22 protein-coding genes are annotated in these 24537 nt (G+C 68.5%); 11 read left to right on the top strand and 11 right to left on the bottom strand.

All coding sequences use genetic code 11. The features are described from left to right. Entirely contained in the window at positions 1–2505 is a 2505-nt protein-coding gene (locus tag ACU6XJ_RS22900) for a DEAD/DEAH box helicase (protein WP_476315398.1), read from the top strand. A gap of 30 nt (positions 2506–2535) precedes the next feature. On the opposite strand, the gene ACU6XJ_RS22895 is transcribed toward ACU6XJ_RS22900, so the two are convergent. The 3 genes from ACU6XJ_RS22895 to ACU6XJ_RS22885 form a co-directional block, all read right to left on the bottom strand. Beyond that, complete coding sequence (locus ACU6XJ_RS22895) at positions 2536–3444, bottom strand: ATP-dependent DNA ligase (RefSeq protein ID WP_476315396.1); 909 nt, start codon at positions 3442–3444, stop codon at positions 2536–2538. A 13-nt stretch (positions 3445–3457) separates the two neighbouring features. Beyond that, positions 3458–5392 carry a 4-alpha-glucanotransferase gene (malQ, locus tag ACU6XJ_RS22890; RefSeq protein WP_476315393.1) on the bottom strand — a complete coding sequence of 645 codons (1935 nt, stop codon included), beginning with the start codon at positions 5390–5392 and terminating at the stop codon, positions 3458–3460. Positions 5393–5525: 133 nt separating this feature from the next. Next, positions 5526–5936, bottom strand: coding sequence for a MarR family winged helix-turn-helix transcriptional regulator (locus ACU6XJ_RS22885; protein ID WP_476315390.1), 411 nt, complete (start codon positions 5934–5936; stop codon positions 5526–5528). 119 nt (positions 5937–6055) lie between these two features. On the opposite strand from ACU6XJ_RS22885, the gene ACU6XJ_RS22880 reads away from it, so the two are divergent. After that, complete coding sequence (locus ACU6XJ_RS22880) at positions 6056–7159, top strand: PP2C family protein-serine/threonine phosphatase (RefSeq protein WP_476315387.1); 1104 nt, start codon at positions 6056–6058, stop codon at positions 7157–7159. 78 nt (positions 7160–7237) lie between these two features. Here ACU6XJ_RS22880 and ACU6XJ_RS22875 read toward each other — a convergent pair whose 3' ends face one another. Continuing rightward, the gene (locus ACU6XJ_RS22875; RefSeq protein ID WP_476315385.1) at positions 7238–7543 is read right to left on the bottom strand and encodes an STAS domain-containing protein; all 306 of its coding nucleotides are present in this window, start codon (positions 7541–7543) and stop codon (positions 7238–7240) included. Between the two features lie 195 nt (positions 7544–7738). Here ACU6XJ_RS22875 and glgX point away from each other — a divergent pair, with 195 nt between their 5' ends. Continuing rightward, positions 7739–9901: a glycogen debranching protein GlgX gene (gene glgX, locus ACU6XJ_RS22870; protein ID WP_476315382.1), complete on the top strand. Its 2163-nt coding sequence runs from the start codon at positions 7739–7741 to the stop codon at positions 9899–9901. Between the two features lie 11 nt (positions 9902–9912). Next, complete coding sequence (gene treY, locus ACU6XJ_RS22865; RefSeq protein WP_476315379.1) at positions 9913–12210, top strand: malto-oligosyltrehalose synthase; 2298 nt, start codon at positions 9913–9915, stop codon at positions 12208–12210. 4 nt (positions 12211–12214) lie between these two features. Here treY and ACU6XJ_RS22860 read toward each other — a convergent pair whose 3' ends face one another. After that, a complete protein-coding gene (locus ACU6XJ_RS22860; RefSeq protein WP_476315376.1) occupies positions 12215–12685 on the bottom strand; it encodes a hypothetical protein in 471 nt (156 codons plus the stop codon). Positions 12686–12828: 143 nt separating this feature from the next. Here ACU6XJ_RS22860 and treZ point away from each other — a divergent pair, with 143 nt between their 5' ends. Continuing rightward, positions 12829–14565 carry a malto-oligosyltrehalose trehalohydrolase gene (gene treZ, locus ACU6XJ_RS22855; RefSeq protein WP_476318587.1) on the top strand — a complete coding sequence of 579 codons (1737 nt, stop codon included), beginning with the start codon at positions 12829–12831 and terminating at the stop codon, positions 14563–14565. Here the strand turns inward: treZ and ACU6XJ_RS22850 are convergent. The 3 genes from ACU6XJ_RS22850 to ACU6XJ_RS22840 all read right to left on the bottom strand — a co-directional run bounded on the left by ACU6XJ_RS22850 (position 14562) and on the right by ACU6XJ_RS22840 (position 18060). Continuing rightward, a complete protein-coding gene (locus tag ACU6XJ_RS22850) occupies positions 14562–15311 on the bottom strand; it encodes a TerC family protein (RefSeq protein WP_476315373.1) in 750 nt (249 codons plus the stop codon). The genes treZ and ACU6XJ_RS22850 overlap by 4 nt on opposite strands. 65 nt (positions 15312–15376) lie before the next feature. Continuing rightward, positions 15377–16396, bottom strand: a complete 1020-nt coding sequence (locus tag ACU6XJ_RS22845) for a DNA topoisomerase IB (protein ID WP_476315370.1) — start codon at positions 16394–16396, stop codon at positions 15377–15379. 38 nt (positions 16397–16434) lie between these two features. Next, complete coding sequence (locus ACU6XJ_RS22840; protein WP_476315367.1) at positions 16435–18060, bottom strand: amidohydrolase; 1626 nt, start codon at positions 18058–18060, stop codon at positions 16435–16437. A 90-nt stretch (positions 18061–18150) separates the two neighbouring features. On the opposite strand from ACU6XJ_RS22840, the gene ACU6XJ_RS22835 reads away from it, so the two are divergent. Continuing rightward, complete coding sequence (locus ACU6XJ_RS22835; protein ID WP_476315364.1) at positions 18151–18885, top strand: metallophosphoesterase; 735 nt, start codon at positions 18151–18153, stop codon at positions 18883–18885. Positions 18886–18947: 62 nt separating this feature from the next. On the opposite strand, the gene ACU6XJ_RS22830 is transcribed toward ACU6XJ_RS22835, so the two are convergent. Further along, the gene (locus ACU6XJ_RS22830; RefSeq protein WP_476318585.1) at positions 18948–19568 is read right to left on the bottom strand and encodes a type 1 glutamine amidotransferase domain-containing protein; all 621 of its coding nucleotides are present in this window, start codon (positions 19566–19568) and stop codon (positions 18948–18950) included. A 50-nt stretch (positions 19569–19618) separates the two neighbouring features. On the opposite strand from ACU6XJ_RS22830, the gene ACU6XJ_RS22825 reads away from it, so the two are divergent. The 3 genes from ACU6XJ_RS22825 (at position 19619) to ACU6XJ_RS22815 (ending at position 21266) form a co-directional block, all read left to right on the top strand. Continuing rightward, complete coding sequence (locus ACU6XJ_RS22825; protein WP_476315362.1) at positions 19619–19855, top strand: DUF6480 family protein; 237 nt, start codon at positions 19619–19621, stop codon at positions 19853–19855. A 65-nt stretch (positions 19856–19920) separates the two neighbouring features. Next, entirely contained in the window at positions 19921–21015 is a 1095-nt protein-coding gene (locus ACU6XJ_RS22820; protein ID WP_476315359.1) for an Rv2629 family ribosome hibernation factor, read from the top strand. A 65-nt stretch (positions 21016–21080) separates the two neighbouring features. Next, positions 21081–21266, top strand: a complete 186-nt coding sequence (locus tag ACU6XJ_RS22815) for a hypothetical protein (protein WP_476315356.1) — start codon at positions 21081–21083, stop codon at positions 21264–21266. 64 nt (positions 21267–21330) lie between these two features. On the opposite strand, the gene ACU6XJ_RS22810 is transcribed toward ACU6XJ_RS22815, so the two are convergent. Beyond that, on the bottom strand, positions 21331–21801 hold the full coding sequence (locus ACU6XJ_RS22810; protein ID WP_476315353.1) for an OsmC family protein: 471 nt from the start codon (positions 21799–21801) through the stop codon (positions 21331–21333). Positions 21802–21952: 151 nt separating this feature from the next. On the opposite strand from ACU6XJ_RS22810, the gene ACU6XJ_RS22805 reads away from it, so the two are divergent. After that, positions 21953–23287 (top strand): helix-turn-helix domain-containing protein, encoded by a 1335-nt coding sequence (locus tag ACU6XJ_RS22805; protein WP_476315350.1) that lies wholly within the window; start codon positions 21953–21955, stop codon positions 23285–23287. Positions 23288–23293: 6 nt separating this feature from the next. Here ACU6XJ_RS22805 and ACU6XJ_RS22800 read toward each other — a convergent pair whose 3' ends face one another. Further along, the gene (locus ACU6XJ_RS22800) at positions 23294–23866 is read right to left on the bottom strand and encodes a TetR/AcrR family transcriptional regulator (protein ID WP_476315347.1); all 573 of its coding nucleotides are present in this window, start codon (positions 23864–23866) and stop codon (positions 23294–23296) included. An 81-nt stretch (positions 23867–23947) separates the two neighbouring features. Between ACU6XJ_RS22800 and ACU6XJ_RS22795 the strand changes: the two genes are divergently transcribed. Further along, positions 23948–24391 (top strand): tautomerase family protein, encoded by a 444-nt coding sequence (locus ACU6XJ_RS22795; RefSeq protein WP_476315344.1) that lies wholly within the window; start codon positions 23948–23950, stop codon positions 24389–24391. Positions 24392–24537 lie beyond the last annotated feature (146 nt).

Below are 24537 nucleotides of genomic sequence, written 5' to 3'. Positions count from 1 at the left end.
ATGACGCTCACCGACGCGATCCCAGCCGACGCCGACCCCGATGCCCTGTTCGACGCCTTCAGCCAGTGGACCGAGAGCCGCGGCATCAGCCTCTATCCCACGCAGCAGGACGCGTTGATCGAGTTGGTGTCGGGGGCACACGTCATCCTCAACACGCCGACCGGTTCGGGAAAGAGCCTGGTCGCGACGGGGGCGCACTTCGCGTCGATGGCCAGAAAGGGGCGGAGCTTCTACACGGCTCCGATCAAGGCGCTGGTGTCGGAGAAGTTCTTCGCGCTGTGCGAGACCTTCGGCGCGGCCAACGTGGGCATGCTGACCGGTGACGCGAGCGTCAACCCGGAGGCGCCGATCATCTGCGCCACCGCCGAGGTGCTGGCCAACATCGCGCTGCGCGAAGGCGACCGCGCCGCGATCGACTGCGTGATCATGGACGAGTTCCACTTCTACGCCGAGCCCGACCGCGGCTGGGCGTGGCAGGTCCCGCTGATCGAACTCGGGTCGACGCAGTTCCTGCTGATGTCGGCGACGCTGGGCGACGTCTCCCGCTTCGAGGAGGACCTCACCCGCCGCACTGGACGCCCCACCGCGGTGGTGAGCTCCGGCGACCGGCCGGTGCCGCTGGTGTTCAGCTACGTCAAGACTCCGCTGCACGAGACCATCGAGGAACTGCTGGAGACCAATCAGGCGCCGGTGTACCTGGTGCACTTCACCCAGGCCGCGGCGGTGGAGCGGGCGCAGGCGCTGATGAGCATCAAGGCCGCCAGCCGCACCGAGAAGGACGCCATCGCCGAGCTCATCGGTGGTTTCCGATTCAGCGCGGGCTTTGGCAAGACGCTGTCCCGGCTGGTGCGGCACGGTATCGGCGTGCACCACGCGGGCATGCTGCCCAAGTACCGGCGCCTGGTCGAGCGGCTGGCGCAGGCCGGGCTGCTCAAGGTCATCTGCGGTACCGACACCCTCGGCGTCGGCATCAACGTGCCGATCCGCACTGTCGTGTTCACCGGCTTGAGCAAGTACGACGGCGTGCGGACCCGGCTGCTCAAAGCACGCGAGTTCCACCAGATCGCGGGCCGGGCGGGCCGCGCCGGGTACGACACCATGGGCACCGTCGTGGTGCAGGCGCCCGAGCATGTTGTCGAGAACGAGAAGGCACTGGCCAAGGCCGGGGACGATCCGAAGAAGCGGCGCAAGGTGGTCCGCAAGAAGCCGCCGGAGGGCACCGTCGGGTGGGGCGAGCCGACCTTCGAGCGACTGATCGCCGCCGAGCCGGAACCGCTGACGTCCAGCTTCACGGTCAGCCACGCGATGCTGCTCAACGTCATCAACCGGCCCGGCGACGCGTTCCTCGCGATGCGCAAGCTGCTCACCGACAACCACGAAGACCGCAAGGCGCAGATCAAGCACATCCGGCGTGCCATCGCGATCTACCGCGCGATGCTGGCGGCCGGGGTGATCGAGCGGCTGCCCGAGCCGGACGAGGAGGGCCGTCTGGTCCGGGTCACCGTCGATTTGCAGTTCGACTTCGCCCTCAACCAGCCGCTGTCGCCGTTCGCGCTCGCCGCGGTCGACCTGCTGGACCCGGCGAACCCCGGCTACGCGCTGGACGTGCTGTCCGTGGTGGAGTCCACATTGGACGATCCACGGCAGGTGCTGTCCGCCCAGCAGTTCAAGGCTCGCGGCGAGGCCGTGAACCAGATGAAGGCCGACGGCATCGAATACGAGCAGCGGATGGAGCTGCTGGAGCAGATCACCCACCCCAAGCCGTTGGAGGAGCTGCTGGGGGTGGCGTTCGAGAGCTACCGGCGCGGCCACCCGTGGGTCGCCGACCACCGGCTGTCACCGAAGTCGGTGGCGCGGGACATGTTCGAACGCGCCATGACGTTCAGCGAGTACGTCGCGTTCTACGGCCTGGCCCGCTCGGAGGGGCTGGTGCTGCGGTACCTGGCTGACGCGTACAAGGCGGTCCGGCAGACGGTGCCGGACGAGGCCAAGACCGACGACCTCAACGACGTGATCGAGTGGCTGGGCGAATTGGTGCGGCAGGTCGACTCCAGCCTGCTCGACGAGTGGGAGAAGCTGCGCGAGCCCGGCGCGGAGATGCCGACCTCGGTGCCGGTGGACGACCGCCCGCCCGCGGTCACCCGCAACATTCGTGCGTTCCGGGTGCTGGTGCGCAACGCGTTGTTCCGCCGGGTGGAGTTGGCCGCGCTGCGCCGCTGGGACGAACTCGGCGAGTTGGACGCCGAGTCGGGCTGGGACGCCGAATCGTGGTCGGCGGCGATGGCGGAGTACTTCGCCGTGCACGAGGACCTCGGCACCGGGCCCGAGGCCAGGGGGCCGGAGTTGTTCATGGTGGAGCAGCAGCCGGGCAAGTGGCTGGTGCGGCAGATCCTGGACGACCCGGCGGAGGACCGCGACTGGGCGATCACCGCCGAGGTCGACCTGGCCGCCTCCGATGAGGCGGGCACGGCCGTGGTCCACCTTGTCGACGTGAGCCAGAGCTAGCGGTCGCAGGCGGCGAAAGCCCGCGACCGGTCAGGGCTCCACGAGGTCGGCGACCTGGAGATCCTGACGCACCCGGAGGTACCGCGGCGGTTCGCGGAAACGGCCGTGGCAGAACGAGGCCGAATCGGATTGGACCTCGACCACGATTCGCGGTGCCACCGGCACGTAATCGCCGACGAAATCGTTCGGCGAGATCTCCATTTCCACGCCCGAGCGACCGCGGGGGTCTCGCAATTGCCTGCTCAGCTCCATTTCGGAGCCCCTCGGCAATGGCAGCGACAGCCCGGCGACGCGCAGCCTGCCCGAGGAATCGGGCCGGGCCAACACCAGTTCGCGGGGGTTGGACACACTGCCGCGGACGCCGATCACCACCGCGTCGGTGGTGTGCCTGCTGCCGACCTCGATCCAGCCGCGGCGGCCAGCGCGATACGGCGAATCCAGTGCCTTCGCCATGACACCGCCGATACCGGCGGACTGTTCGTCGACCCAGCGCAGCGCGGCGCCACGGCGAACCGTCATGGGCATTACCCGAAGATGCGGTTCGAATCCGGAGACGACGGCCTCCACGATTCGCCGCCGATCACGGTATTGCCGGGGCCGGAGATCCTCGTTGTCGACCGCGAGGACATCGAATACGACGTAGCTCAGCACCACATCCTCGGACGGGGCCTGTAGGGCGGAGAAATCGGGACGACCATCCCGGAAAGCGACGATGATTCCGTCGCATACCACGTCGCCGAGGCGCCTGCCAGCGGAAACGATCGTAGGAAAGCGACCGGCGAGATTGCGTCCCGACCTGGCTTGCACCACGCCGGACCGGGAGAACAACACGGCGCGCCAGCCGTCCAGCTTGGGCTCATAGGCCCAACTGCCCAGCTCCGGAACAAGCCACTCCTCACGAGAGAGCGCGACCTGCACCGGCGGTGACAGAACCGCCATGCGTCTGTCCTCCTCACTGCCGCTTCGCCACAGTGTCACCCAACATCGGCCGCGCCGCCCGCAATGGCGCGATGATGCGTTCCAGCCGTGGGTCGACCCTCAACTGTTCCAGCGTTGCCCGCAGTGGGAATAGCCAATTTGGGTATTCCGCAACCGTGCCCGGCAGATTGGGCTGACGGCGTTGACCGATGACGTCGTACGGCGCAGCGAGCAATAGCCTGCACGGTGTTCTGCCGAGCAAACCGTGAATCGCCGTGATCACGGATTCCTCGTCGTCCTGGCCGTCGGCGAGCAATCCCTCAGCTCTAAGCAATTCGACCAGTTCCGCGACTTCGGACTCGGCCTTCGCCCGCTCCTTCTCGACGTCGTCGAGCAAATCAAGCTCCGCCCTGGCCCGAACCTGTTCGCCCGCCAGGAATCCCGGTGCCGTCGGCAGATCATGGGTGGAAATGCTCGCCACGGCCTGCTCCGGCCAGACCGTGGGCGGCTGGAGCTTTCCTTCGTCGTCCCGCTGGAACCACAGCACGCAGGAGCCGAGCATGTTCCGCTCGTGGAGGTCCTCGCGGACGCCGTCCTCCACGGTGCCGAGGTCCTCGCCGATCACCACGGCGTCCGCCTGCGCCGCCTCCAGCGCGAGGATGCCGAGCATCGCCTCGGCGTCGTAGCGGACGTAGGTGCCCCGGGTCGGCGGCTCGCCCGGCGGAATCCACCACAGCCGCCACAGGCCCATCACATGATCGATCCGGATGCCGTCGGAGTGCGCGAGCACCGCGCGCAGCATGTCGCGGTAGGGCGCGTAACCGGTGGCGGCCAACCGGTCGGGCCGCCACGGCGGCAGGTTCCAGTCCTGGCCCTTCTGGTTGAACCCGTCCGGCGGCGCGCCGACGGTCACGCCGCCCGCCAGCACGTCCTGCAGCGCCCAGGCGTCGGCGCTGTCCGGGTCGACGCCCACCGGCAGGTCGTGCACCACACCGACCGGCAGCCGCGACGCCGCCGCGCGCACGTCGCCGAGTTGGGCGCGGCACAGCTGCTGGAGCCAGCCGTGCAGGGCCACCCGCTCACCGAGTTCGCGCCGGGCCGCGGCGACCTCGGGCGAGGCCGGATCACGCAGTGCCACCGGCCAGTCCCGCCAGCGCCCGCCGTGGCGTTCGGCCAGCGCGCAGAAGGTGGCGAACTCCTCCAGCGACGGGTCCAGGTCCACCGCGCCGTCGAACAGCAACTCCAATGCGGACAGCTTGGCCGTCCACACCCGGTCGTAGTCGATCAGGTCCTCGGCGCCGACCGGCGGCACCCGCAGTTCGTCCACCTGCCGCCGCACCGCCTCGGGTGCGCGGCGATAGGCGTCGGTGTCCTCGATCCGCAGGTACAGCGGGTTGTGGAAGCGGCGGCTGGACGGCGAGTACGGCGAACGCTGCACGGGATGCACAGGAGTGACGGCGTTGAGCGGGTTGAGCAGCACGAGACCGGCACCCTGGTCGGCGGCGAGGCCGACGAACTCGCGGAGGTCGCCGAGATCGCCCATCCCCCAGGACCGTGCGGATTGCAGCGCGTACAGCTGGAGCATCCAGCCCCAGGCGCGGGGCGGCTGGGGCAGCGCCTTGGGCACCACCACGACGGTGTGATCACCGTGCTCGCTGTGTCCTCGGTACCAGCCCAGCGGCAGGTCCACGGTCGACACGGTTCCGACGCCGTCGATGTCCAACGGCGCGGGGAGCTTGCGCGGCACGCCGTCGGTGACGATCAGCGTGGGCGGCAGGCTGCGCTGCTTGCGGGCCCGGACCTGCGTCAATGCCTCGCGGATGGCGGCGGGACCGGCGGCGTCCACATCCAGTTGCGCCAGCACGGAGATCACGACGTCTTCTTCGACGTCCACCCGCTGTCGGTTGCCGTCCTCGTACCAGGTGGCCACCCCATGCGCGGCGGCAAGCTCGATCAGCCCCTCGTCCATGGCTGCCGATTGTGCCCGAGGTGTGCCCGCGAAGTTGGTCATCCGCCCGCCCGGTAGACTCTTTGCACTACGGCAAACAATAGGCCACCCACGGAGGAAACGCATGGTCGGACAGCGGTTTCGAGGTATGCCGCTAGTCGGATTTGCGATTCCCCGCGGCCTCGCCGAACTCCCGGAGACCACGCAGCAGGGCCTGCCTGCCCTCGTCGCTCATCTCGGCCAGCACGCCGACCAGTTCGTCGCGCCGCGCTTCCCCGAGCCGTTGCAGAAGCCGCTGGCCCTCCCTGGTCAGCGCCAACTCCACCTCGCGGCGGTCGGTCGCGCCGACGGAACGCAGCAGCAGACCCGCCGCCTCGAGCCGGTCGCAGAGCCTGCTCGCCGAGGAGGGGATGGCGCCGAGTTCATCGGCGAGGCCACCGAGGTTGATCGAGCCGTGCCGCTCGATCACCAGCAGCGCGCGCAACTGAGGCGGCGACACCTTGGGGTGCATGCTCTCGGAACTTCTGCCCCACAGGATGACGAGCGCCTCCGCAGCACCCTCCACGGCCGTCACCATGTCGGTTGCGAGGTCGTCCTGCCGTCCCAGGGCCATACTCCACTCAGGGGGCTGTGATGTCCAAGGTCGCACCCCAACGGGCACTAGCATCCGCAGCGGAGCGTGCCATGCTGACCGTTCCAGCGCACGATATTGCAGAGGCGCTGAAAGACATTCTCCATGTTCACTACCACGCAAGCGACGTCGAGGTGTACCTGGCAGATTACCGGCTCGCCGCTCTCGAACCGGTGATCGATCCCTCCAAGGGCCGCTGCTCGCCCGACGAAGGGCCTGCCGGCCAGGCATTTCGCGACCAGGTTCCGGTGGCGGAGGACGGCAATCGGCTCCATCTCCCGATCACCGTGCGTGGTGACCGGCTGGGGGTACTGCGCCTGACGCTGCCGACAGCGCGGCAGGACGCGGAACTTCTCGAGTTGGCCGATGCTGTCGGTCATGCCTTGGTCGTCGCGGAGCGTGGCACCGATGTGTTCCGCCGGGTGCGTCGGGCGCAGCGGCTGACGTTGGCCGCGGAGATGCAGTGGGAGCTGCTGCCCGGCCGCGGTCTGGAGTACCCGGAGTTCCGGCTGGCGGCGCATATCGAGCCCGCCTACGCGGTGCGGGGTGACAGCTTCGACTGGGCCTGCGATGCCGACCAACTCACGCTGACCGTCACCAACGGCATGGGCGAGGGTGTGGACGCGGCGCTGCTGTCCAGCCTGGCGATCGGGGCGATGCGCAACGCCCGCCGAGCCGGGGTGAGCCTGGCGGACCAGGCCGCGCTGGCGGATCAGGCCGTGTGGGCGCAGTACGGCGGCGAGCAGCACGTGTCCACGCTGCTGCTGCGCTTCGACCTGGCCACCGGCCGGGTGTCGGCGGTAGACGCGGGCTCGCCCGAGGTGTGGCGGATCCGCGGGGACCGCATCGACCAGCTCAGCCTGGACCGGCAGCTTCCGCTCGGCATGTTCGACAGCACCCTCTACGTCGAGCAGGAGCTCAACGTAGAACGCGGGGACCGGCTGTTCATCCTGACCGACGGTGTGTACGAGGCCGCGGTGGAGAGCGGACGCTACGGCGACCAGGCATTGGCCAAGGCGTTCACGGACACCAAGCTGCTGCCGCCCGGCGAGGCCGTCCGCAGACTGCTGTCCGACCTGATGTCCCAGCGCTCCGACACCGAACCCGAGGACGACGCGGTCGCGGTCTGCCTCGACTGGACCGGCAAGTCCGACTGACCACCGCAGGTCAGAGCCCGTGAGTAGGCACCGAGGTGAGGCCTCGGTACCTACTCACGGGCTCTGGCTCGTCGGAGGTCACTCCGAGCAGAGCGTGTCGAACAGTCCGGTGATCTCCATGACCCGCACGGCCTGGGGCCGCGGGTTGATCACGCGCATGCGCACGCCCGCCTCACCCGCCCGCTGGGCGCCCATCACCAGGGCCGACAGGCCGGTGGAGTTCAGGTAGGACACGCCTGCGAGGTCCACCCGAACGGCTTGCCCCTCGAGCAGCGCCTCCAGCAGAGCGGTCTGCAACTCAGGGGAGGTCTCCAGGTCGACCTCGCCCTCCACGGCCAGGAGAACACCATGACCGTTCGCCTGGCTCCGGCTGATTCTGATCACGTCGCACCCCTGTCGGTCCCAATATTTGCCTTGTGGCAACTACTTTGCCTTACCATCGAGGCTCCGGCCAAATTTTCAGGCGATTGGGCGCACTGGGATCGCTCCCATCACCCGGAAGCTCGGTTAGCGTTGGTCGGGCGGCCCGCAGCGAAGCGTGCCAACAACGCGAGACCAAGTCCTGAGAAGGAGCACGTCATGCGGCCGTGGCCTGGCCACGCGTACCCCCTCGGCGCCACCTACGACGGCGCAGGCACGAACTTCACGCTGTTCTCCGAGGTCGCCGAGCGGGTCGAGCTGTGCCTGTTCGACGAGGAGGACACCGAGTCCAGGGTCAACCTGTACGAGGTCGACGGCTTCGTCTGGCATGGCTACCTCCCCGGTGTCTCGCCCGGCCAGCGCTACGGCTTCCGGGTACATGGTCCCTACGATCCGGCCGCGGGCCACCGCTGCAATCCGAACAAACTGCTCATCGACCCGTACGCGAAGGCGACGACCGGCAAGCTGACCTGGGACGAGTCGCTGTTCGGCTACCACTTCGACGATCCGGGGAAACGCAACAACCTCGACTCCGCCCCACATGTACCGAAATCGGTGGTGATCAACCCCTTCTTCGACTGGGCGACCGACCGTCCGCCGCGGACGCCTTACCACGAAACGGTGATCTACGAGGCCCATGTCAAGGGCCTGACCATCAGCCACCCGGCCATTCCGGCGGAGATGCGCGGCACCTACGCGGGGCTGGCGCATCCGGTCATGATCGACCACCTGACCGCGATCGGTGTGACCGCGGTAGAGCTGATGCCTATACACCAGTTCATCACCGATCACCACCTACACGAACGTGGCATGTCGCAGTACTGGGGTTACAACACGCTGGGCTTCTTCGCTCCGCACGCCGATTTCTCCTCCACCGGAAGCCGTGGCAATCAGGTGCAGGAGTTCAAGGCCATGGTTCGCTCGCTGCACGAGGCGGGCATCGAGGTCATCCTGGACGTGGTCTACAACCACACCGCCGAGGGCAACCACATGGGCCCGACGCTGTCCATGCGCGGCATCGACAACGCCACCTACTACCGGCTGGTCGAGGACGACCCTCGCTTCTACATGGACTACACCGGCTGCGGAAACTCGCTGAACGTCCGCAGCCCGCACACCCTCCAGCTGATCATGGACTCGCTGCGGTACTGGGTCACCGAGATGCACGTCGACGGCTTCCGCTTCGATCTCGCCGCCGCGCTGGCCCGCGAGTTCTACGATGTGGACCGGCTGTCGGCGTTCTTCGACATCGTCCAGCAGGACCCGGTGATCAGCCAGGTCAAGCTGATCGCCGAGCCTTGGGACGTCGGCCCCGGTGGCTACCAGGTCGGCAACTTCCCTCCCTTGTGGACGGAGTGGAACGGGTTGTGGCGAGACACCGTCCGCGACTTCTGGCGCGGTGAACCGGGCACCCTTGGCGAGTTCGCCTCCCGGCTGACCGGCTCCTCCGACCTGTACCAGGACGACAGCCGCCGCCCCCACGCCTCGATCAACTTCGTCACCGCCCACGACGGGTTCACGCTGCGCGACCTGGTGTCCTACAACAACAAGCACAACGAGGCCAATGGCGAGGGCAACCGGGACGGCGCCGACGACAACCGCTCCTGGAACTGCGGCGTCGAAGGACCGACCGACGACGAGGCGGTCGTGCGGCTGCGGGAGCAGCAGTCCCGCAACTTCCTCGCGACGCTCTTCCTTTCCCAGGGCGTGCCGATGCTGCTGCACGGCGACGAGATAGGCCGCACCCAGCGGGGCAACAACAACACCTACTGCCAGGACAGCGAGCTGGCCTGGGTGGATTGGGAACACGCGCCCGACGGCAACGATCTGCTCGCTTTCACCGCCGCGGTGGCCCGCCTGCGGCGCGACCACCCGGTGTTCCGCCGCAGGCGGTTCTTCTCGGGCCGCCCCGTCCGCAGGCGCGAGGAGGAGACCAGGGACATCGCCTGGTTCATGCCCAACGGCGAGGAGATGAGCGACGAGGACTGGGAGTCGGGTTTCGGCCGGTGCATCGTGGTGTACCTCAATGGCGATGCCATGTCGGAGGTCGACACCCGAGGTGAACGGGTCACCGATGATTCTTTCCTGTTGTGTTTCAACGCCCACGATGGGGACATCGACGTGGTGGCGCCGGGAATCTCCTACGGCGAGAAGTGGACGGTCATGCTGGACACCGCGACCGGCGAGGTGCTTGGTGCGGGCGGTGGCGTCGTGACGGGCGTGATCGCGGGCGACCGGCCGACCGAGCCGAGGATCGTCGGCGCGGGTGGCAGATTCGTCGCGCCGGCTCGATCATTGGTCGTACTGCAACGCACCGACTGAAAGGTTCGGTTGTGCAACGGTCCGCTGTGCCCAGTTCCACCTACCGGTTGCAGTTCGGCGGCGAGACCGGGTTCGCCCGCGCCGCCGAACTCGCGACGTACCTGGACCGTCTCGGCGCGGGCGCGCTGTACGCATCGCCGCTGCTGCAGGCCTCCCCCGGCTCCACCCACGGCTACGACGCGGTCGATCCGACGAAGGCCTCCGACGAGCTCGGCGGGGAGTCCGCCCGCGCGGAGTTGGCGTCCCGGCTGCGTGAGCTGGGGCTGGGGTTCGTGGTCGATATCGTGCCCAACCACCTCGGCGTCGCGGTGCCCGCGGCGAACCCCTCGTGGTCGGATGTGCTGCGGCACGGCCGGGAGTCGCGATACGCGGGGCATTTCGACATCGACTGGTCACGTGGGCCGCTGCTGATCCCGATCCTCGGCGCCGACGATGACGAGTTGGCCGTCGAGGGTGATGAGCTTGTCTACCACGAGCACCGCTATCCGCTCGCTCCCGGCACCGGCGAAGGGTCCGCGCAGGAGGTGCACGAGCGGCAGCACTACCGGCTGGTGTCCTGGCGGCGCGGCAACACCGAACTCAACTACCGGCGGTTCTTCGACATCACCACGCTGGCTGCGGTGCGGGTGGAGGACCCCGCGGTGTTCGAGGACAGCCACCGCGAGATCTTGCGGTGGGTGGGCTCCGGCGAGGTGACGGGCCTGCGCGTGGACCACCCCGACGGCCTGTCCGACCCCGGCGCCTACGTGCGCCGCCTGCGGGCCGCCGCGCCATCGACCTGGCTGGTGGTGGAGAAGATCCTCGGCGCGGGCGAGTCGCTGCCCGCGTCCTGGCCGTGTGACGGCACCACCGGCTACGACGCGCTGCGCGAGGTGTGCGGGTTGTTCGTCGACCCGCTCGGTGAGCAGCCGCTGACGATGCTGGCGGAGGAACTGGGCGTGCCCACCGACCTCGGCGAGGTGGAGCTGACCGCCAAGGCGTTCATCGCCGAGCGCATCCTGCGTGCCGAGGTCGACCGCATCGCGCGGCTGCTGCCGTTCGAGGTGGACAGCGTGGAGGCCCAGCGCGCCGTCGCGGTGCTGCTGATCAGCTTCCCCGTCTACCGCAGCTACCTCCCCGAGGGCAGGGTCGACCTGGAGACCGCGATCGCAGGCGCCGTGGAGGAGTACCCGCACCGCGCGTCGCTGGTGCGTCGCATCGGAGAGGCCCTGCTGGCCGACCCGCACGGTGAGCTGGCGACCCGGTTCCAGCAGACCTCGGGCATGGTGATGGCCAAGGGCGTGGAGGACACCACGTTCTACCGCTACACCAGGTTCGCCGCGCTCAACGAGGTCGGCGGCGCCCCCGACCTGTTCGGCGTCGAGCCCGCCGAGTTCCACACGTTGGCCGCCGCCCGCGACGCCGGGTGGCCGCACGCCATGACCGCACTGTCCACTCACGACACCAAGCGCTCCGAGGACGTCCGCGCCCGACTCGCCGTGCTGTCGGAGCTGTCGGCGGAGTTCGCCGACGCCGTCGCGGGCTGGACGGAGCGGTGCGGGCTGAGCGAGCCGACGCTGAACCTGCTGGCCTGGCAGAGCCTGGTCGGGGCGTGGCCGATCAGCCCAGAGCGGATGACCGCCTATCTGGCGAAGGCCTCCAAGGAGGCCAAGCTCGCGACCTCCTGGACCGACGGCAACCCCGATTTCGACGCCGAGGTCGCGGGCTGGATGGACCGGGTGCTCGCCGACACCGACCTGGTCGCCGCCCTGGAGCGCTTCGTGGCGGCGATCCGCGTGCCGGGTTGGTCCAACTCGCTGGGCCAGAAGCTGGTCCAGCTCTGCTCACCGGGCGTGCCCGATGTGTACCAGGGCACCGAGCTCTGGGACTTCTCCCTGGTCGACCCCGACAACCGCCGTCCGGTGGACTTCGCCCTCCGCGAGGCCCTGCTGTCCCGCATCGACGAGGGCCTGCTGCCGCCGGTCGACGACACGGGCGCGGCGAAGCTGCTGGTCACCGCGCGTGCTCTGCGCTTGCGCCGGGAACGGCCAGAGCTGTTCACCGGCTACCGCCCGCTGCGCGCCGAGGGCCCGGCCGCCCGACACGCCGTCGCCTTCGCCCGCGGCGCGGGCAGCCAGCTGGTCGCGGTCGCCACCCGACTACCGGTACGCCTGGGCGCCACCGGCGGCTGGCGCGACACGGTGCTCCCGCTGCCATCCCCCACGGGCTGGACCGACCTGCTCACCGGCACCACGATCGACACCCCCGCACCGCCGCTCACCGAGTTGCTGGCCCGTTACCCCGTGGCGCTGCTCGTCCGCGCTTCCTGACCATTCACAGCTGTGTTGTGGCGCTGAACCGTTCGTGAACGGCCTGCCTGCTCACGCCGAGGGCGGCGCCGATGGCCGACCAGGAGAGGCCGCGTTCGCGGGCTGAGGAGACCGCGCGGGTGGTGAGCGCTCGTTGCCAGCCGTCGACCTCGGCGAGCAGTTTCAACGCCGCTTCCGGCTGGCTGGTCAGCAGGATCTCGAGCTGCTCCCGAAGGACGTCGGATTTGACCTGGAGCCAGCCTGGCGGCTCGGTGTTGAGCAGCGGCATCGCGTGGGCGCGCCACCACTGCTCCTCCGCAGCGCGACGGCCGTCCTCGTCGGCAGGCAGCCGGTGTTCGTCGACCCATCCGCATGCGCAGGCGGCGGCGTAGCCCTCGACCTGCCGGGTGTGTGGGGTTGCGCGGACTACGCCGTTCGGCACCAGCGCCGCGACGAAGCCTTCGTGTCCGGGCAGTGACTCGATGATTCCATCCATGCCGTCAAGGTAACCGAACATCCTTGTCAAGGAATCTTGACGCATAGGAGTTACGGTCAGGAGGTACTCCCAGCGGGCTTCGCGGCGGCGGTCAATCGATCGTCCGATGGTGGGTTGAGACCGGGGTGGGCAGGATGGAAGACGTGGATCTTCGGGTGTGGGCGCCGCACTGTGAGCGGGTGCGAATGCGCCTCAAGGGGCAGGATCACGACCTCTGGAAAACGCTGGACGGCTGGTGGCTGCCGCGCACCAGGATCTGGCCGGAGCACGGCGCCGACTACGGCTTTCTGCTGGACGACGACGAGCAGGTGCTGCCCGACCCGCGGTCGGTCTGGCAGCCCGACGGGGTGCACGGGCTGTCCCGGCATTACGACCACGCCCGGTTCGACTGGACCGACGACGGCTGGACGGGGCGGGCGCTGCCGGGTGCGGTGCTCTACGAACTGCACATCGGCACGTTCACCCCGGGCGGCACCTTCGACAGCGCGATCGAGCGGCTGGACCATCTGGTCGAACTGGGCATCACGCTGGTCGAGGTGATGCCGGTCAACGCCTTCGACGGGGACCGGGGCTGGGGCTACGACGGCGTGCTCTGGTACGCGGTGCAGGAAAGCTACGGCGGGCCGGACGGGTTCAAACGGTTCGTGGACGCCTGCCATGCTCGGGGCCTCGGAGTGGTGCTCGACGTGGTCTACAACCACCTCGGGCCTTCGGGCGCTTACCTGGACCGGTTCGGACCGTACTTCGCGGGCAGCAACATCTGGGGCAACGCGCTCAACCTGGACGGTCCGCACTCCGATGTGGTGCGCCAGTACGTGGTGGACAACGCGATGGGCTGGTTCCGGGACTTCCACGTCGACGGGCTTCGGCTGGACGCGGTGCACGCCCTCAAGGACAGCAGGGCCGAGCACATCCTGGAGGACCTCGCGATCGCCACCGACAGCATGTCGGTGCACCTCGGGCGGCCGCTGACGTTGATCGCGGAGTCCGACCTCAACGATCCGCGGCTGATCACCAGCCGGGATGGCGGCGGGTTCGGTTTGGACGCGCAGTGGTGTGACGACATCCACCACTGCCTGCACGTGGCGCTGACCGAGGAGCGGCACGGGTATTACGGTGACTTCTGGTCGCTGGACACGCTGATGCGCACCATGCGGCAGGCCTACTACCACGCGGGCGGCTGGTCCTCTTTCCGCAAGCGCTCGCACGGCAAGCCGGTGGATGTGCACAGCACGCCGGGGCACCGGTTCATCGCGTTCCTGCAAAACCACGATCAGGTGGGCAACCGGGCGGTCGGGGACCGGATGTCGGCCACCGTCTCGCCTGGCCTGCTCGCCTGCGGTGCGGCGCTCGTGCTGTGCTCGCCGTTCACGCCGATGATCTTCATGGGCGAGGAGTGGGGGGCGCGGACGCCGTGGCAGTTCTTTGCCGGGTTCGACGACCCGGAACTCGCCGAGGCGGTGCGCACCGGGCGGCGGAAGGAGTTCGCGGAGCACGGCTGGGGCGAGGCGGACGTGCCCGACCCGATCAGCAGGGACACCTTTGAGCGGTCCAAGCTGGACTGGTCGGAGCAGGACCAGGGCATGCACAAGTGGTTGCTGGACATCTACCGGTCGCTGATCGCGCTGCGACGCAGGCATCCCGAGTTGTCGGACCCCCGGCTGTTCCGGATGGACACCGACTTCGACGATGACGACCGATGGGTCATGCTGTTCCGCGGGCAGCTTCGGCTGATCTGCAACCTCGGCCCCTACACCCAGAACCACTCCCCCAACGGCAGCGATTCGGACCTGCTGCTGGGCTCCTCCGACGAGGTCGTGATCAACGACTCCGGGCTGTACGTGCCCGCCGAGTCGTTCGTGATCATCCGCGACTACTAGTTGGCTCCTTCGTCCGGTTTGACGTAGGTCGGGTGCAGGTGCACGGGCTGCTTGGCGGCCCGTGCTCGGGCTCGGAGATTGAGGAACTCCACGAAGATCGAGAAGGCGATGGGGCCGTAGACGTAGGCCTTGGGGATGTGCTGGTCGAAGCCTTCCGCGATGAGGCTGCCGCCGATCAGCAAGAGAAAGGCCAGGGCAAGCATCTTGACGGTGGGGTGGCGGCCGACGAAGTCGCTGATGGACCTGGCCGAGAACAGCATGACGATCATCGCGATGACCACGGCCGCGATCATGATGCCCAGTTCCTCCACCATGCCGACCGCGGTGATCACCGAGTCGAGGGAGAACACCACGTCGAGCAGCAGGATCTGCACGATCACGGCGGCGAACGAGGTGACCTTGCGGGCTGCGCTGTGTTCGGCGCCCTCAAGTTGTTCGTGGATCTCGTAGGTGGCCTTGACGAGCAGGAACAGTCCGCCCAGCACCAGGATCAGGTCTCGGCCGGAGATCTCGTGGCCGAACACCGAGAACAGCGGCGCGGTCAGGCCGATCACCCAGGACAGCGAAGCCAGCAACAGCAGGCGGGTGATCAAAGCCAGCGACAGACCGAGGACGCGCGCCCGCTGCTGTTGGTGCGTGGGGAGCCTGCCTGCGAGGATCGAGATGAACACGATGTTGTCGATGCCCAGCACGATCTCGAGCAACAACAGCGTTGCGAAGGCAATCCACAACTCGGGACTGAGCATCCATTCCATGACTGCGATCTACCCCATCATCGGTGGTTTCGCACGTCAAGGTCACCCTTCGGAGGTCAGTTACAGGCTTTGAGCAGGCGGCACACGGCGTTTTCGATCCGGACGCGGTTGTCCTCAGAGGACAAATCGGTGCTGCCGAGGCGGCGCAGGGTGCCCGCGATGCTCTTGCCGCGCTCCCACTGGCGGAACACTCTGGGGTCCACATAGGACTTCCGGCAGACCGCGGGGGTGTTGCCGAGGTGTTCGGCCACCTCCTTGATCACCGCGGTCTCGACCCGTTTCACTCCGCGTTTGGAGGTCGGCGGTTCGCCCGCGTCGGCGAAGGCGACGGCGGCGAGCACCGTGGCGTTCCAGGTGCGCAGGTCCTTGGCGGTGAACTCCTCGCCGACGCACTCCTTGAAGCGGGCGTTGATGTCCTCGGCGCGGACCTCGCACCAGCCGCGGTCGCCGTCCCGGTAGCGGAGCAGCCGGTCGCCGCCGTCCTGGTTGCGCAGCATCGCGGCCACCACCTTGGCGAGTTCGGCATCCTCCAGCCGCAGCACCCGGTCGATGCCGCTCTTGGCGGGGTAGGCGAACCGGATCGCGTCCCCGCTCACGGTGACGTGCTCGCGTTGCAGGGTGGCCAGCCCGTAGCTGCCGTTGTCCTCGGCGTACTCCTCACCGCCGGTGCGGAACACGCCACGGTCCAGCATCAGCAGCGCGGTGGCCAGCACGCGTTCCCTGGTGAGCCCGCGGCCCGATAGTTGTTCGCGGGCGGCAGCGCGGAAGTCGGCGAGCTTCGGCGCGAGTTGCAGCACCCGGTCGTGCTTCTCCTCGTCCCGTTCCTGCCGCCACCGCTCGTGGTAGAGGTACTGCCGCCGCCCGGCCACGTCGTAGCCGACGGCCTGGATGTGGCCGTTGGGGAACGGGCAGATCCACACCTTGCGCCAGGCGGGCGGGATGGCCAGCGACTGGACGCGCTCGATCACCTCGGGGTCGTCGACGGTGTCGCCGTCGGCGTCGAGGTAGCGGAACCCGCGGCCCTGGCGGCGTCGGAGGATGCCCGCGCCGGAGAGGTCGCTGCGCCTGAGTCGCATGCTGACCTGATACCCGGCGCGTTGAGCAGGCATTCCTGCTACAGGCGGCGGCCCGCGAGCCAGGTCTCCTCCACCTTGGTGGTCCAGAGAGGACGGGCACCCTGGGCGAAGATGTCGTTGTCGATGAAGGCGAAGTCGGCGTACCGCCCCGGCTCCAGCGAACCGATGAGGTGCTCTTGGTGGGCGGCGTGCGCGGCGTGCACGGTGTAGGCGCGGAACGCCTCCCGCACGGTGAGCCGCTGATCGGGCAGCCAGCCGCCGGGAGGCTGGTCGCCGTGGTCGGTGCGGGTGACGGCGGCGTGCATGCCGTGGAAGGGGTTCGCCGAGGAGGCGGTGAAATCCGATCCGGCGGCCAGCACGGCGCCCGCGTCCAGCAGCGCCCGCCAGGCGTACGCGCCGCGCAGCCGTTGCGGGCCGAGCCGGTCACCGGCCATGTTCATGTCGTCGGTGGCGTGGCCGGGCTGGATGGAGGCGATGACCCCGAGTTGGGCGAAGCGCGGGATGTCGGCGGGGTCGAGGACCTGGGCGTGTTCGATGCGGTGCCGCCGGGTGCCGCGCGGGATCGCGGCGAAGGCGTCGAGAGCGAGCCGGTTGGCGCGGTCGCCGATGGCGTGCACCGCCACCTGGTAGCCGGCGGCGATCACCTGCTCCATCTCGCCCCGCAGGGTGGCCGCGTCGGTGAGCAGCAGCCCTGAGTTGGCGGGGTCGTCGGTGTAGGGGGCGAGCAGCGCGGCGCCTCGGCTGCCCAGCGCCCCATCGGCGCGCAGTTTCACGGTCGCCACCCGCAGCAGGTCGGCGGCCATGCCTTCGGTGCGGGCCTGGGCGCCGAGTTCGGTGAAGGCCTCCATGCGCAGGAACGCGTTGATCCGCACGGTGAGCCTGCCCGCGTTGGCGCGGTCGCGCAGCACGCCGTAGTCCATGGCCGAGGTGGCGGCGTCGCCGACCGAGGTGATGCCCAGCGAGTTGAGGTGCTTCTGCGCCAGGTCGAGCCAGCGGCCCAGTTCCTCGGGTGTCTGGGCGGGCAGCTTCGCGGTGATCAACCTGGTGGCGTTGTCGACGAACACGCCGGTGGGGGTGCCGTCGGGCAGCCGCTCGATGTGGCCGCCTTCGACGTCCGGGGTGTCCTTGGTGACGCCCGCCAACCGCATGGCCTCGGTGTTGGCCCAGCCGGTGTGGTTGTCGATCCGCATCATCCAGGCGGGCCGGTCGGCCACCGCGGCGTCGAGTTCGGCGGCGGTCGGCGGTCTGCCGAGCTTCCACACGACCTCGTTCCAGCCGCGGCCGCGCACCCACGGGCCGCTGTCCTGGGCGGCGTAGCGCCGGATGATCTCCTGCGCCTCGGCGAGTGTTTTGGCCTGCGCGAGGTCGGCCTGGCTGAGTTTGGCGCCGAGGTTCATCAGGTGGCCGTGGGCGTCGATCAGCCCGGGGATCAGCACCCGGCCGCGACCGTCGATCCGCCTGATGTCGGTGGGCGGCGCGTTGTCCAGTGCGACCACGCGCCCGTCGGGTCCGACGTGCAGCCGGGAGAATTGGCGCAGTTCACCGCCCGCGAAGGTGTAGCCGCGCAGGTTGTCCAGGAACAGCCCCTCCGGTGGGGTCCCGCGGCAGCCCGCGAGCACGGTGGTGGCGCCGACGGCCTTCAGGAACTGGGCGCGTGTCCACATGCCACAGATCACCTCCCGGGTTACAAAGAGGGTGCCCACATCCCGGTGGCCGCGGCTACCGGCATACGGTGGTACCGCCGGGGAGGCGCGATGATCCTGCTGGCCCACCTGTCCGATTTCCACCTGGGCGCCACCGAGGAATCCGTGGGGCGAGCGGCGCGGGTGATGGACTTCGTCAACCGGCTGCCGGTGGACGTGGTGCTGGTGACGGGCGATATCGCCGACCATGGGGCGATCGCCGAGTACGAGCAGGCCAGGACGCTGCTGAACTCACCGCATCCGGTGCTCACCTGTCCGGGCAATCACGATGTGCGTGGCCCGTTCCGCAAGGCACTGCTCGGTGAACCGGAGGACGACTCGCCGGTCAACCGCATCCACCGCGTCGCCGGGGCGGTGTTCGCGATGTGTGACTCCAGCGTGCCCGGCGAGGACCACGGCCTGCTGGCGGACGAGACGCTGGAGTGGCTGTCACGGGAGTTGGCTGAGGTGCCGAGCGAGACGCCCGTGTTCGTGTGCTTTCACCACCCGCCGGTGCTGCTGCACAGCAACCGGCTGGACGCGATCCGGCAGCGGGGAGCGGATCGGCTGGCTCGGGTGGTCGACGGTGTTCCGAACATCGTGGCGTTGCTGTGCGGTCACGCGCACACGCCCGCCGCGACCACCTTCAGCGGCCGACCGCTGCTGGTGGCACCCGGTGTGGTGACCACGCTGCACCTGCCGTGGGAAGGCGACGAGGAACTGGACGCCGAGTTGCCGCCCGGCCTGGCGTTTCATGTCTTGGACGACGAGCGGCGCCTGACGACCCACTACCGGGTGGTGCCGTGACGTGGAAGAGCGCGGCACGTGACCTGCCCTGGTTGGCCACGTGCCGCGCTCGGACTCGGGTGTCAGTGCACTGAGCGCGGCATCGGCTGTGCCTGCCGCTGCTCGCCGACGCTCGTCTGCTGACCGGCGTGGCGGCCCTCTGCGAACTCTTCGACGAGCTTGGCGCAGAACGCGTCGAGGTCGGCGGGCTTGCGGCTGCTGACCAGGCCCTGGTCGGTGACGACCTGCTCGTCGACCCATTCGGCGCCCGCGTTGCGCAGGTCCGTCTTGAGGCTCGGCCACGACGTGATGCGGCGACCGCGGACGACGTCGGCCTCGATCAGCGTCCACGGCCCGTGGCAGATCACGGCGACGGGCTTGCCCTGCACGAAGAAGTCCTTGGTGAAGCCGACCGCCATCGGGTCGGTGCGCAGGAAGTCGGGGTTCGCCACGCCGCCCGGCAGCACCAGCGCGTCGAACTGCTCGACGTCGACTTGGCCGACGGTGCCGTCGACGGGGAACTTGTCGGCCTTGTCCAGGTGGTTGAAGGCCTGGATCTCGCCGGTCTTGGTGGAGATCAGCTTCGGGGTGCCGCCCTCGTCCTGGACGGTCTTCCAGGGCTGGGTGAGCTCTACCTGCTCGACGCCCTCCGGCGCGACGAGAAAGGCCACGGTGACGCCATCGAGTCGTCCGGCCACGGGAATCGTCCTCCTCGGATTCGTTACCACTTTCGGCCGCTGGGTACCCCGTTTAGATGGCTCAATCACCGGATCCCACACCTGAGACCACGCCCGGGCTGGAACCAGGCGGTGGGGTGCCGCCCGGCGAGACACCGCCCGCGGAGGGCAGCGTCTCGGGGCTGTCCCACCGCGAGGAACCGCCCCCGCCACGATGGGTGTCGCCGCTGGTCATCGGCCTGCTCGTGCTCCTGGCGCTGCTGGTGTCGGGCCTGATGCTGGGCAGCGCCGCAGGCTATTTCGGGTGGCCGTGAGGTCCGAATAAGGGGCAGTGGCTCGGGTAGCCGAGAAGGAAGCACATCAGCGATTGGGGTACGTCATGCGACTCACCCGGTTCCGTGAACTGGCCGATCTGGACGGCCCGTTCGCGAGTGTGTACCTGGATGCGACGCATGCCGGCGAGGACGCGGCCAAGGAGGACGAACTGCGGCGACGCAGCGTCCGCGAACAGCTCCGGGATCAGGGCGCCGACGAGTCCGCCATCGACGCGATCGAGGCGGCGTTGCGTGACAGCGACCCGCCCGAGGGAATCGCGGGCCGAGCGCTGGTGGCAGCCCAGGACCGCGTGCTGGTGGACGAGTTCCTGCCCGAGCCGCCGCCGGTGGCCTCCGCCGAGGTCGGGCCGCTCCCCCGGCTGCTTCCGCTGCTGCGCTCCGAGTTGGATCGCCCGCCCGCGGTGATCGTGGTGGTGGACCACCGCGGCGCCGACCTGTACACGATGAGCGGCAACGAGCCCGCGCACCGTGAGGGCGAGGTTGTCGGCGACCAGTACCCGGTGCACAAGACGCCGGGCGGCGGGTGGGCGCACCGCAGGGTCCAGCAGACCGTCGGGCAGACCTGGCAGCACAACGCCAGGCAGGTCGCCGAAGCGGTGGAGAAGCTGGTGCGGGAGATCGGCGCGACCATCGTCGTGCTGTCCGGACCCGCCGAGGCTCGCGCCCTGCTGCACGCCGAACTCGCCGAGGACCTCAACGTCACCGAGATCCCGGGCGGCGCCCGCAGGGAAGGTGGCGACCTCGACTCGGTACTCGCCAAGACGGCCGAGGTGGCGGGCAGGCAGGCGGGTCGGAACCGGGCTGCCGCCTTCGAAAAGTTCCGGGCTTCCCTCGGACGACACGATGGTCTGGCCGTAGAAGGTATGAAAGCCGTTTTGGGTGCACTGCGGGAAGCCAAGGTCGAGACCGTGCTCATCGACCCCGACCGCCTGCCCGATGAGGAAGCGGTCGTGGGCCCGCGTCCCGAGCAGCTGGCGGGTGACGCCGAGACACTCCGTCAGCTGGGCGTGGACCAGCCGGTCACCGCACCCGTCCAAGACGTGATCATCCGGGCGGCGGCCGGTACCGGCGCATCCGTGGAGGTCATGCGCAAGCAGGAACTCATCGATGGCGTCGGTGCGGTTTTGCGGCATTCCTGACCGGATGTGTAGCCCGGTTCGAGCCGCAGCCGGTTGCATGGAGAACCGGCGGTAGGAGGTTGACGATGGAACGAGGCAGCAGCAAGCACGGCCCTCGGCAGGACGAGGCCCTCAAGCACGACGTCGAGGGCATGATCCGGGCTAATCGCCCGATGACGAGGGAGGAGTGGAAGGACCCGGAGCCGCCCGCCGACGACGACCCCGACCTGTTCGCCGGTGACGGCAAGACCGTCTACCGCGGCTTGGACTAGTCCCCAGCCACCGACCGGCCGCCGCGCTTCCCGCGTGGCGGCATCGGTGGAGTGCTGAGCCCGATCAGCCCGCGGTCACCACGGGGTCGTGGTGGACGGGGAAGTTGACCGAGTTGGCGATGAAGCAGAGTCGATGCGCCTCGGCGTGCAGATCGCCTGCTTTGGCGACCATGCCGGGGTCCGCCACCGTCACGTGAGGGCGAAGGGTGACCGAGGTGAAGTGGCCGCCCGTCTCGCGGACCTCGACCATGGTGCCGCTCGCATCGTCGCGGTAGTCGGTGACGACCACGCCCCCGGTGGCGCACAGGTGCAGGTACCAGAGCATGTGGCACTGGGAGAGCGCGGCGACCAGCAGTTCCTCCGGGTTCCAGCGGCTGGGTTCGCCGCGCAACGCCGGATCGGATGAGCCGTCGATGGCAGGCTTCCCCTCGGCGGTGACGGCGTGGGCGCGGTCGTAGGAGCGATAGTCGCTAGTGCCCGTTCCCCGGTTGCCGGTCCAGGTGACAGTGAGCCGATAATTGTGCTCGCGTGGCATGCATTCCTCCAGGCCAGGCCGGTTTTCGGCCCCTTTTGGGTGACAGCTCCATCGGCTCACCCGATCGCCGCAGTGCCGTTCCCCGCACCAAACGTTACTTTCGTTGGACACAGGGTTATCCACGGCAACAACCCCCGTCGATACCCAGGCCATGGACAGTGTGAACGAAAGTGGCTCCTTGGTGCCCGAGGGTTTCTGGGAGCGGGACGATGTGAAGGCCGCGCTGGTCGTGCAAGACATCGGCGGGGTCTACCGATTGCTCGTCGCAGTCGGGGTTTCGCAGCGCAAGATCGCCGCGCTGACACAGCAGTCGCAGTCGGAGGTCAGCGAGATCATCAAAGGCCGCGCTGTGCAGTGCTACGCGGTGTTGGTCCGGATTGCCAAGGGTCTAGGCATCCCCCGCGGCTACCTCGGTGTTGGGTTCGATCCGGAGGTCGATCCGGACAAGGGGGGTGAAGAGGAGGACGAGGACGTGCAGCGACGCATGCTGCTGAAGGCTGCAACCGGCGCGGCATTCGGCGCCATGATCGACTTTGGCTCCGGTGATCTCCCGCCTTGGAAACACTCCACACCGGATACTCCCGTTCCCAACCGCATTGGGCTCTCCGACGTACAGCGAGTGGAAGCAACCATCAAGGCTGCTCGCGGAATCGACTTCGCACAGGGCGGCGGAGCGATCCGGCATGTCGCGCTGGCCCAAATGCGGCGAGCGCGAGCGCTGCTCACGGCGCACTGTTCCGATCCCGTCCGCCGCCACTTGCTGCATGCCACCATCGATGCACACCAGCTCGCAGGCTGGACCTCTTTCGACGTCGGTTACAACGGCGACGCGCGATACCACTACATGAGGGCACTTGAGCTCGCCAAAGAAGCGAACGACGACGGGTTGACCGGGTTCCTGATGTACTCGGCGGCACGCCTCGAACTGGACAACGGGGCACCAGGCGCAGCGCTCAAAATCCTGGAGCTTGGCGCTTATCCGGCCGAGGCCAGCGGAGACCGCAAGCTGCGGGCCATGATGGGCGCCTATCGAGTGCGTGCATACGCCCAACTCGGCAGACTTGATCTTGCCGGTGAAGCCCTCAAGTTCACCAAGATCTTGTTCGACAAACCCTGGCAGGAGTCGCGCTGGGGAGCGTTTTTCGATAGCGGCGAACTGTATGCCACGGAGGCGGCCTACCACTCCTACAGTTCGGAAGGCGATCCGGCCAAAGCAGTGATGCTGTATCAAACCGCAGTAGACATGAAAGCCGCGCCGCCGGGTCGAACTCAGATCTTCCTCAACATCAGCCTGGCTACAGCTTTGCTTCGCGCAGGCGAAATCCGCAAGGCGTTGATCATCGCGCAGCCAACCATCGAGGAATGCGAGAAGCTTCGATCCCATCGGGCGATCCGGCGTCTGGACAAACTTCGAGAAGAGGCCGCCAAGCGCCAGACTTCGGACTGTCAGGATCTGGTGTTCCAGATAGATCAGTTGCAGGCTTGAATCCCGTCAGGGCCGCACCAGGAGGGGGACCAATTCCTTCACGACCTGGGTCAGCGGCTCCGTGGTGCGTTGGGCGCGGCAGAGGATGACCGCGCCCTCGATCGCGGCGATGGCCAGCGTGGACAGCCGGGCGGCGCGGTCGCTGGCGAACCCCCGGCCAACAAGCAACTCGCGGAAGCTGGCCTGCCAGCGGGCGAAGATCTCGCGGACCGCCTCCGCCGCCTCCGGCACCTCGTCGCGGTTGTCGACCGACACCGCGACCACGGGACAGCCCGCCTGGTAGTCGGTGGCGACCAGCGACTGCTGCCAGAACTCGACGAACTGCCGCAGGGCGCCCGCAGGGTCGCCCTTCGCGGCCGCATCCTCCACCAACGCCGCGATGTAGTCACCTGCCAGCCGCACGGCGCTGACGATCAAATCGTTCCGGCCGCCAGGGAAGTGGTGGTACACCGAGCCGCGCGGCGCCCCGCTATGTGCGAGCACCGCGTCGACCGTGGTTCCCGAGACCCCGCGCTCGCGCAGCAGCGTGATCGCGCTGTCCAACATCCGGCGCCGCGTGTCCCCCGGCTTGCGACTCATGCCAATCCTTCCCGACCGCTCTTGACCAGGATTATGTCATACCCCATAGTTACCAGCGAGTAGCCAACTGTGGAGGGTGTCATGCCGCTGATCGATCTGACCGTGCCCGCCGGTGCACTTGAAGCCGGGGTGGTGCAGGAGTTGCAGGAGGAGCTCGCGGGCGTCCTGCTGGCCGCCGAGGGCGCTCCGGACACGGAGTTCTTCCGCGAGATCACCTGGGTCTACCTGCACGAGGCCAGGCTGTCCGTCGGCGGCCGGGCCGGTGCCGCGGCGCCACGCTTCCGGGTGGACATCACCGTCCCCGCGGGTGCGCTGTCCCAGCGCCGCAAGGAAAAACTGATCGCCGACGTGCACCAGGCGGTGGCCAAGGCGGCGGGCATCGAGGACAAGCCGGAGGCCCTGCTGCACATCTGGACGCTGATCCGCGAGGTGCCGGAGGGCAACTGGGGCGCGGGTGGCCAAGTGGTGCAGTTTGCGCAGCTCTTGGAGCTGTCGAAGGCTGAGCGGCACAAGGTCGCGGGCTGAGGTGGCATCGGGTCGTGAGTGCAATCGCTGCACGAAGCACTCACGGCTCGACGGGTGGCAGGGTGAGCAATACGGGACCTTTGGCCCCTCTTGCGTCACCAATGACACAGCCGCGTTCCTCCTCGGAGGCCGAGGACTAGCATCCT

The organism is Actinorectispora metalli, from assembly GCF_056323685.1.
The sequence above is the reverse complement of the archived record's forward strand: the minus strand, read 5'-3'. Positions and strand labels throughout refer to the sequence as shown.

What these genes read in the sequence shown, in the direction of transcription:
- glgX (WP_476315382.1), top strand. Translation starts at nt 7,739, where the DNA reads ATGCGGCCGTGGCCTGGCCACGCGTACCCCCTCGGCGCCACCTACGAC.
- ACU6XJ_RS22845 (WP_476315370.1), bottom strand. Translation starts at nt 16,396, where the DNA reads ATGCGACTCAGGCGCAGCGACCTCTCCGGCGCGGGCATCCTCCGACGC.
- ACU6XJ_RS22805 (WP_476315350.1), top strand. Translation starts at nt 21,953, where the DNA reads ATGGACAGTGTGAACGAAAGTGGCTCCTTGGTGCCCGAGGGTTTCTGG.
- ACU6XJ_RS22825 (WP_476315362.1), top strand. Translation starts at nt 19,619, where the DNA reads ATGGCTCAATCACCGGATCCCACACCTGAGACCACGCCCGGGCTGGAA.
- ACU6XJ_RS22795 (WP_476315344.1), top strand. Translation starts at nt 23,948, where the DNA reads ATGCCGCTGATCGATCTGACCGTGCCCGCCGGTGCACTTGAAGCCGGG.
- ACU6XJ_RS22835 (WP_476315364.1), top strand. Translation starts at nt 18,151, where the DNA reads ATGATCCTGCTGGCCCACCTGTCCGATTTCCACCTGGGCGCCACCGAG.
- ACU6XJ_RS22895 (WP_476315396.1), bottom strand. Translation starts at nt 3,444, where the DNA reads ATGGCGGTTCTGTCACCGCCGGTGCAGGTCGCGCTCTCTCGTGAGGAG.
- ACU6XJ_RS22820 (WP_476315359.1), top strand. Translation starts at nt 19,921, where the DNA reads ATGCGACTCACCCGGTTCCGTGAACTGGCCGATCTGGACGGCCCGTTC.
- ACU6XJ_RS22810 (WP_476315353.1), bottom strand. Translation starts at nt 21,801, where the DNA reads ATGCCACGCGAGCACAATTATCGGCTCACTGTCACCTGGACCGGCAAC.
- ACU6XJ_RS22800 (WP_476315347.1), bottom strand. Translation starts at nt 23,866, where the DNA reads ATGAGTCGCAAGCCGGGGGACACGCGGCGCCGGATGTTGGACAGCGCG.
- ACU6XJ_RS22880 (WP_476315387.1), top strand. Translation starts at nt 6,056, where the DNA reads ATGCTGACCGTTCCAGCGCACGATATTGCAGAGGCGCTGAAAGACATT.
- ACU6XJ_RS22900 (WP_476315398.1), top strand. Translation starts at nt 1, where the DNA reads ATGACGCTCACCGACGCGATCCCAGCCGACGCCGACCCCGATGCCCTG.
- ACU6XJ_RS22815 (WP_476315356.1), top strand. Translation starts at nt 21,081, where the DNA reads ATGGAACGAGGCAGCAGCAAGCACGGCCCTCGGCAGGACGAGGCCCTC.
- ACU6XJ_RS22840 (WP_476315367.1), bottom strand. Translation starts at nt 18,060, where the DNA reads ATGTGGACACGCGCCCAGTTCCTGAAGGCCGTCGGCGCCACCACCGTG.
- ACU6XJ_RS22860 (WP_476315376.1), bottom strand. Translation starts at nt 12,685, where the DNA reads ATGGATGGAATCATCGAGTCACTGCCCGGACACGAAGGCTTCGTCGCG.
- ACU6XJ_RS22850 (WP_476315373.1), bottom strand. Translation starts at nt 15,311, where the DNA reads ATGCTCAGTCCCGAGTTGTGGATTGCCTTCGCAACGCTGTTGTTGCTC.
- malQ (WP_476315393.1), bottom strand. Translation starts at nt 5,392, where the DNA reads ATGGACGAGGGGCTGATCGAGCTTGCCGCCGCGCATGGGGTGGCCACC.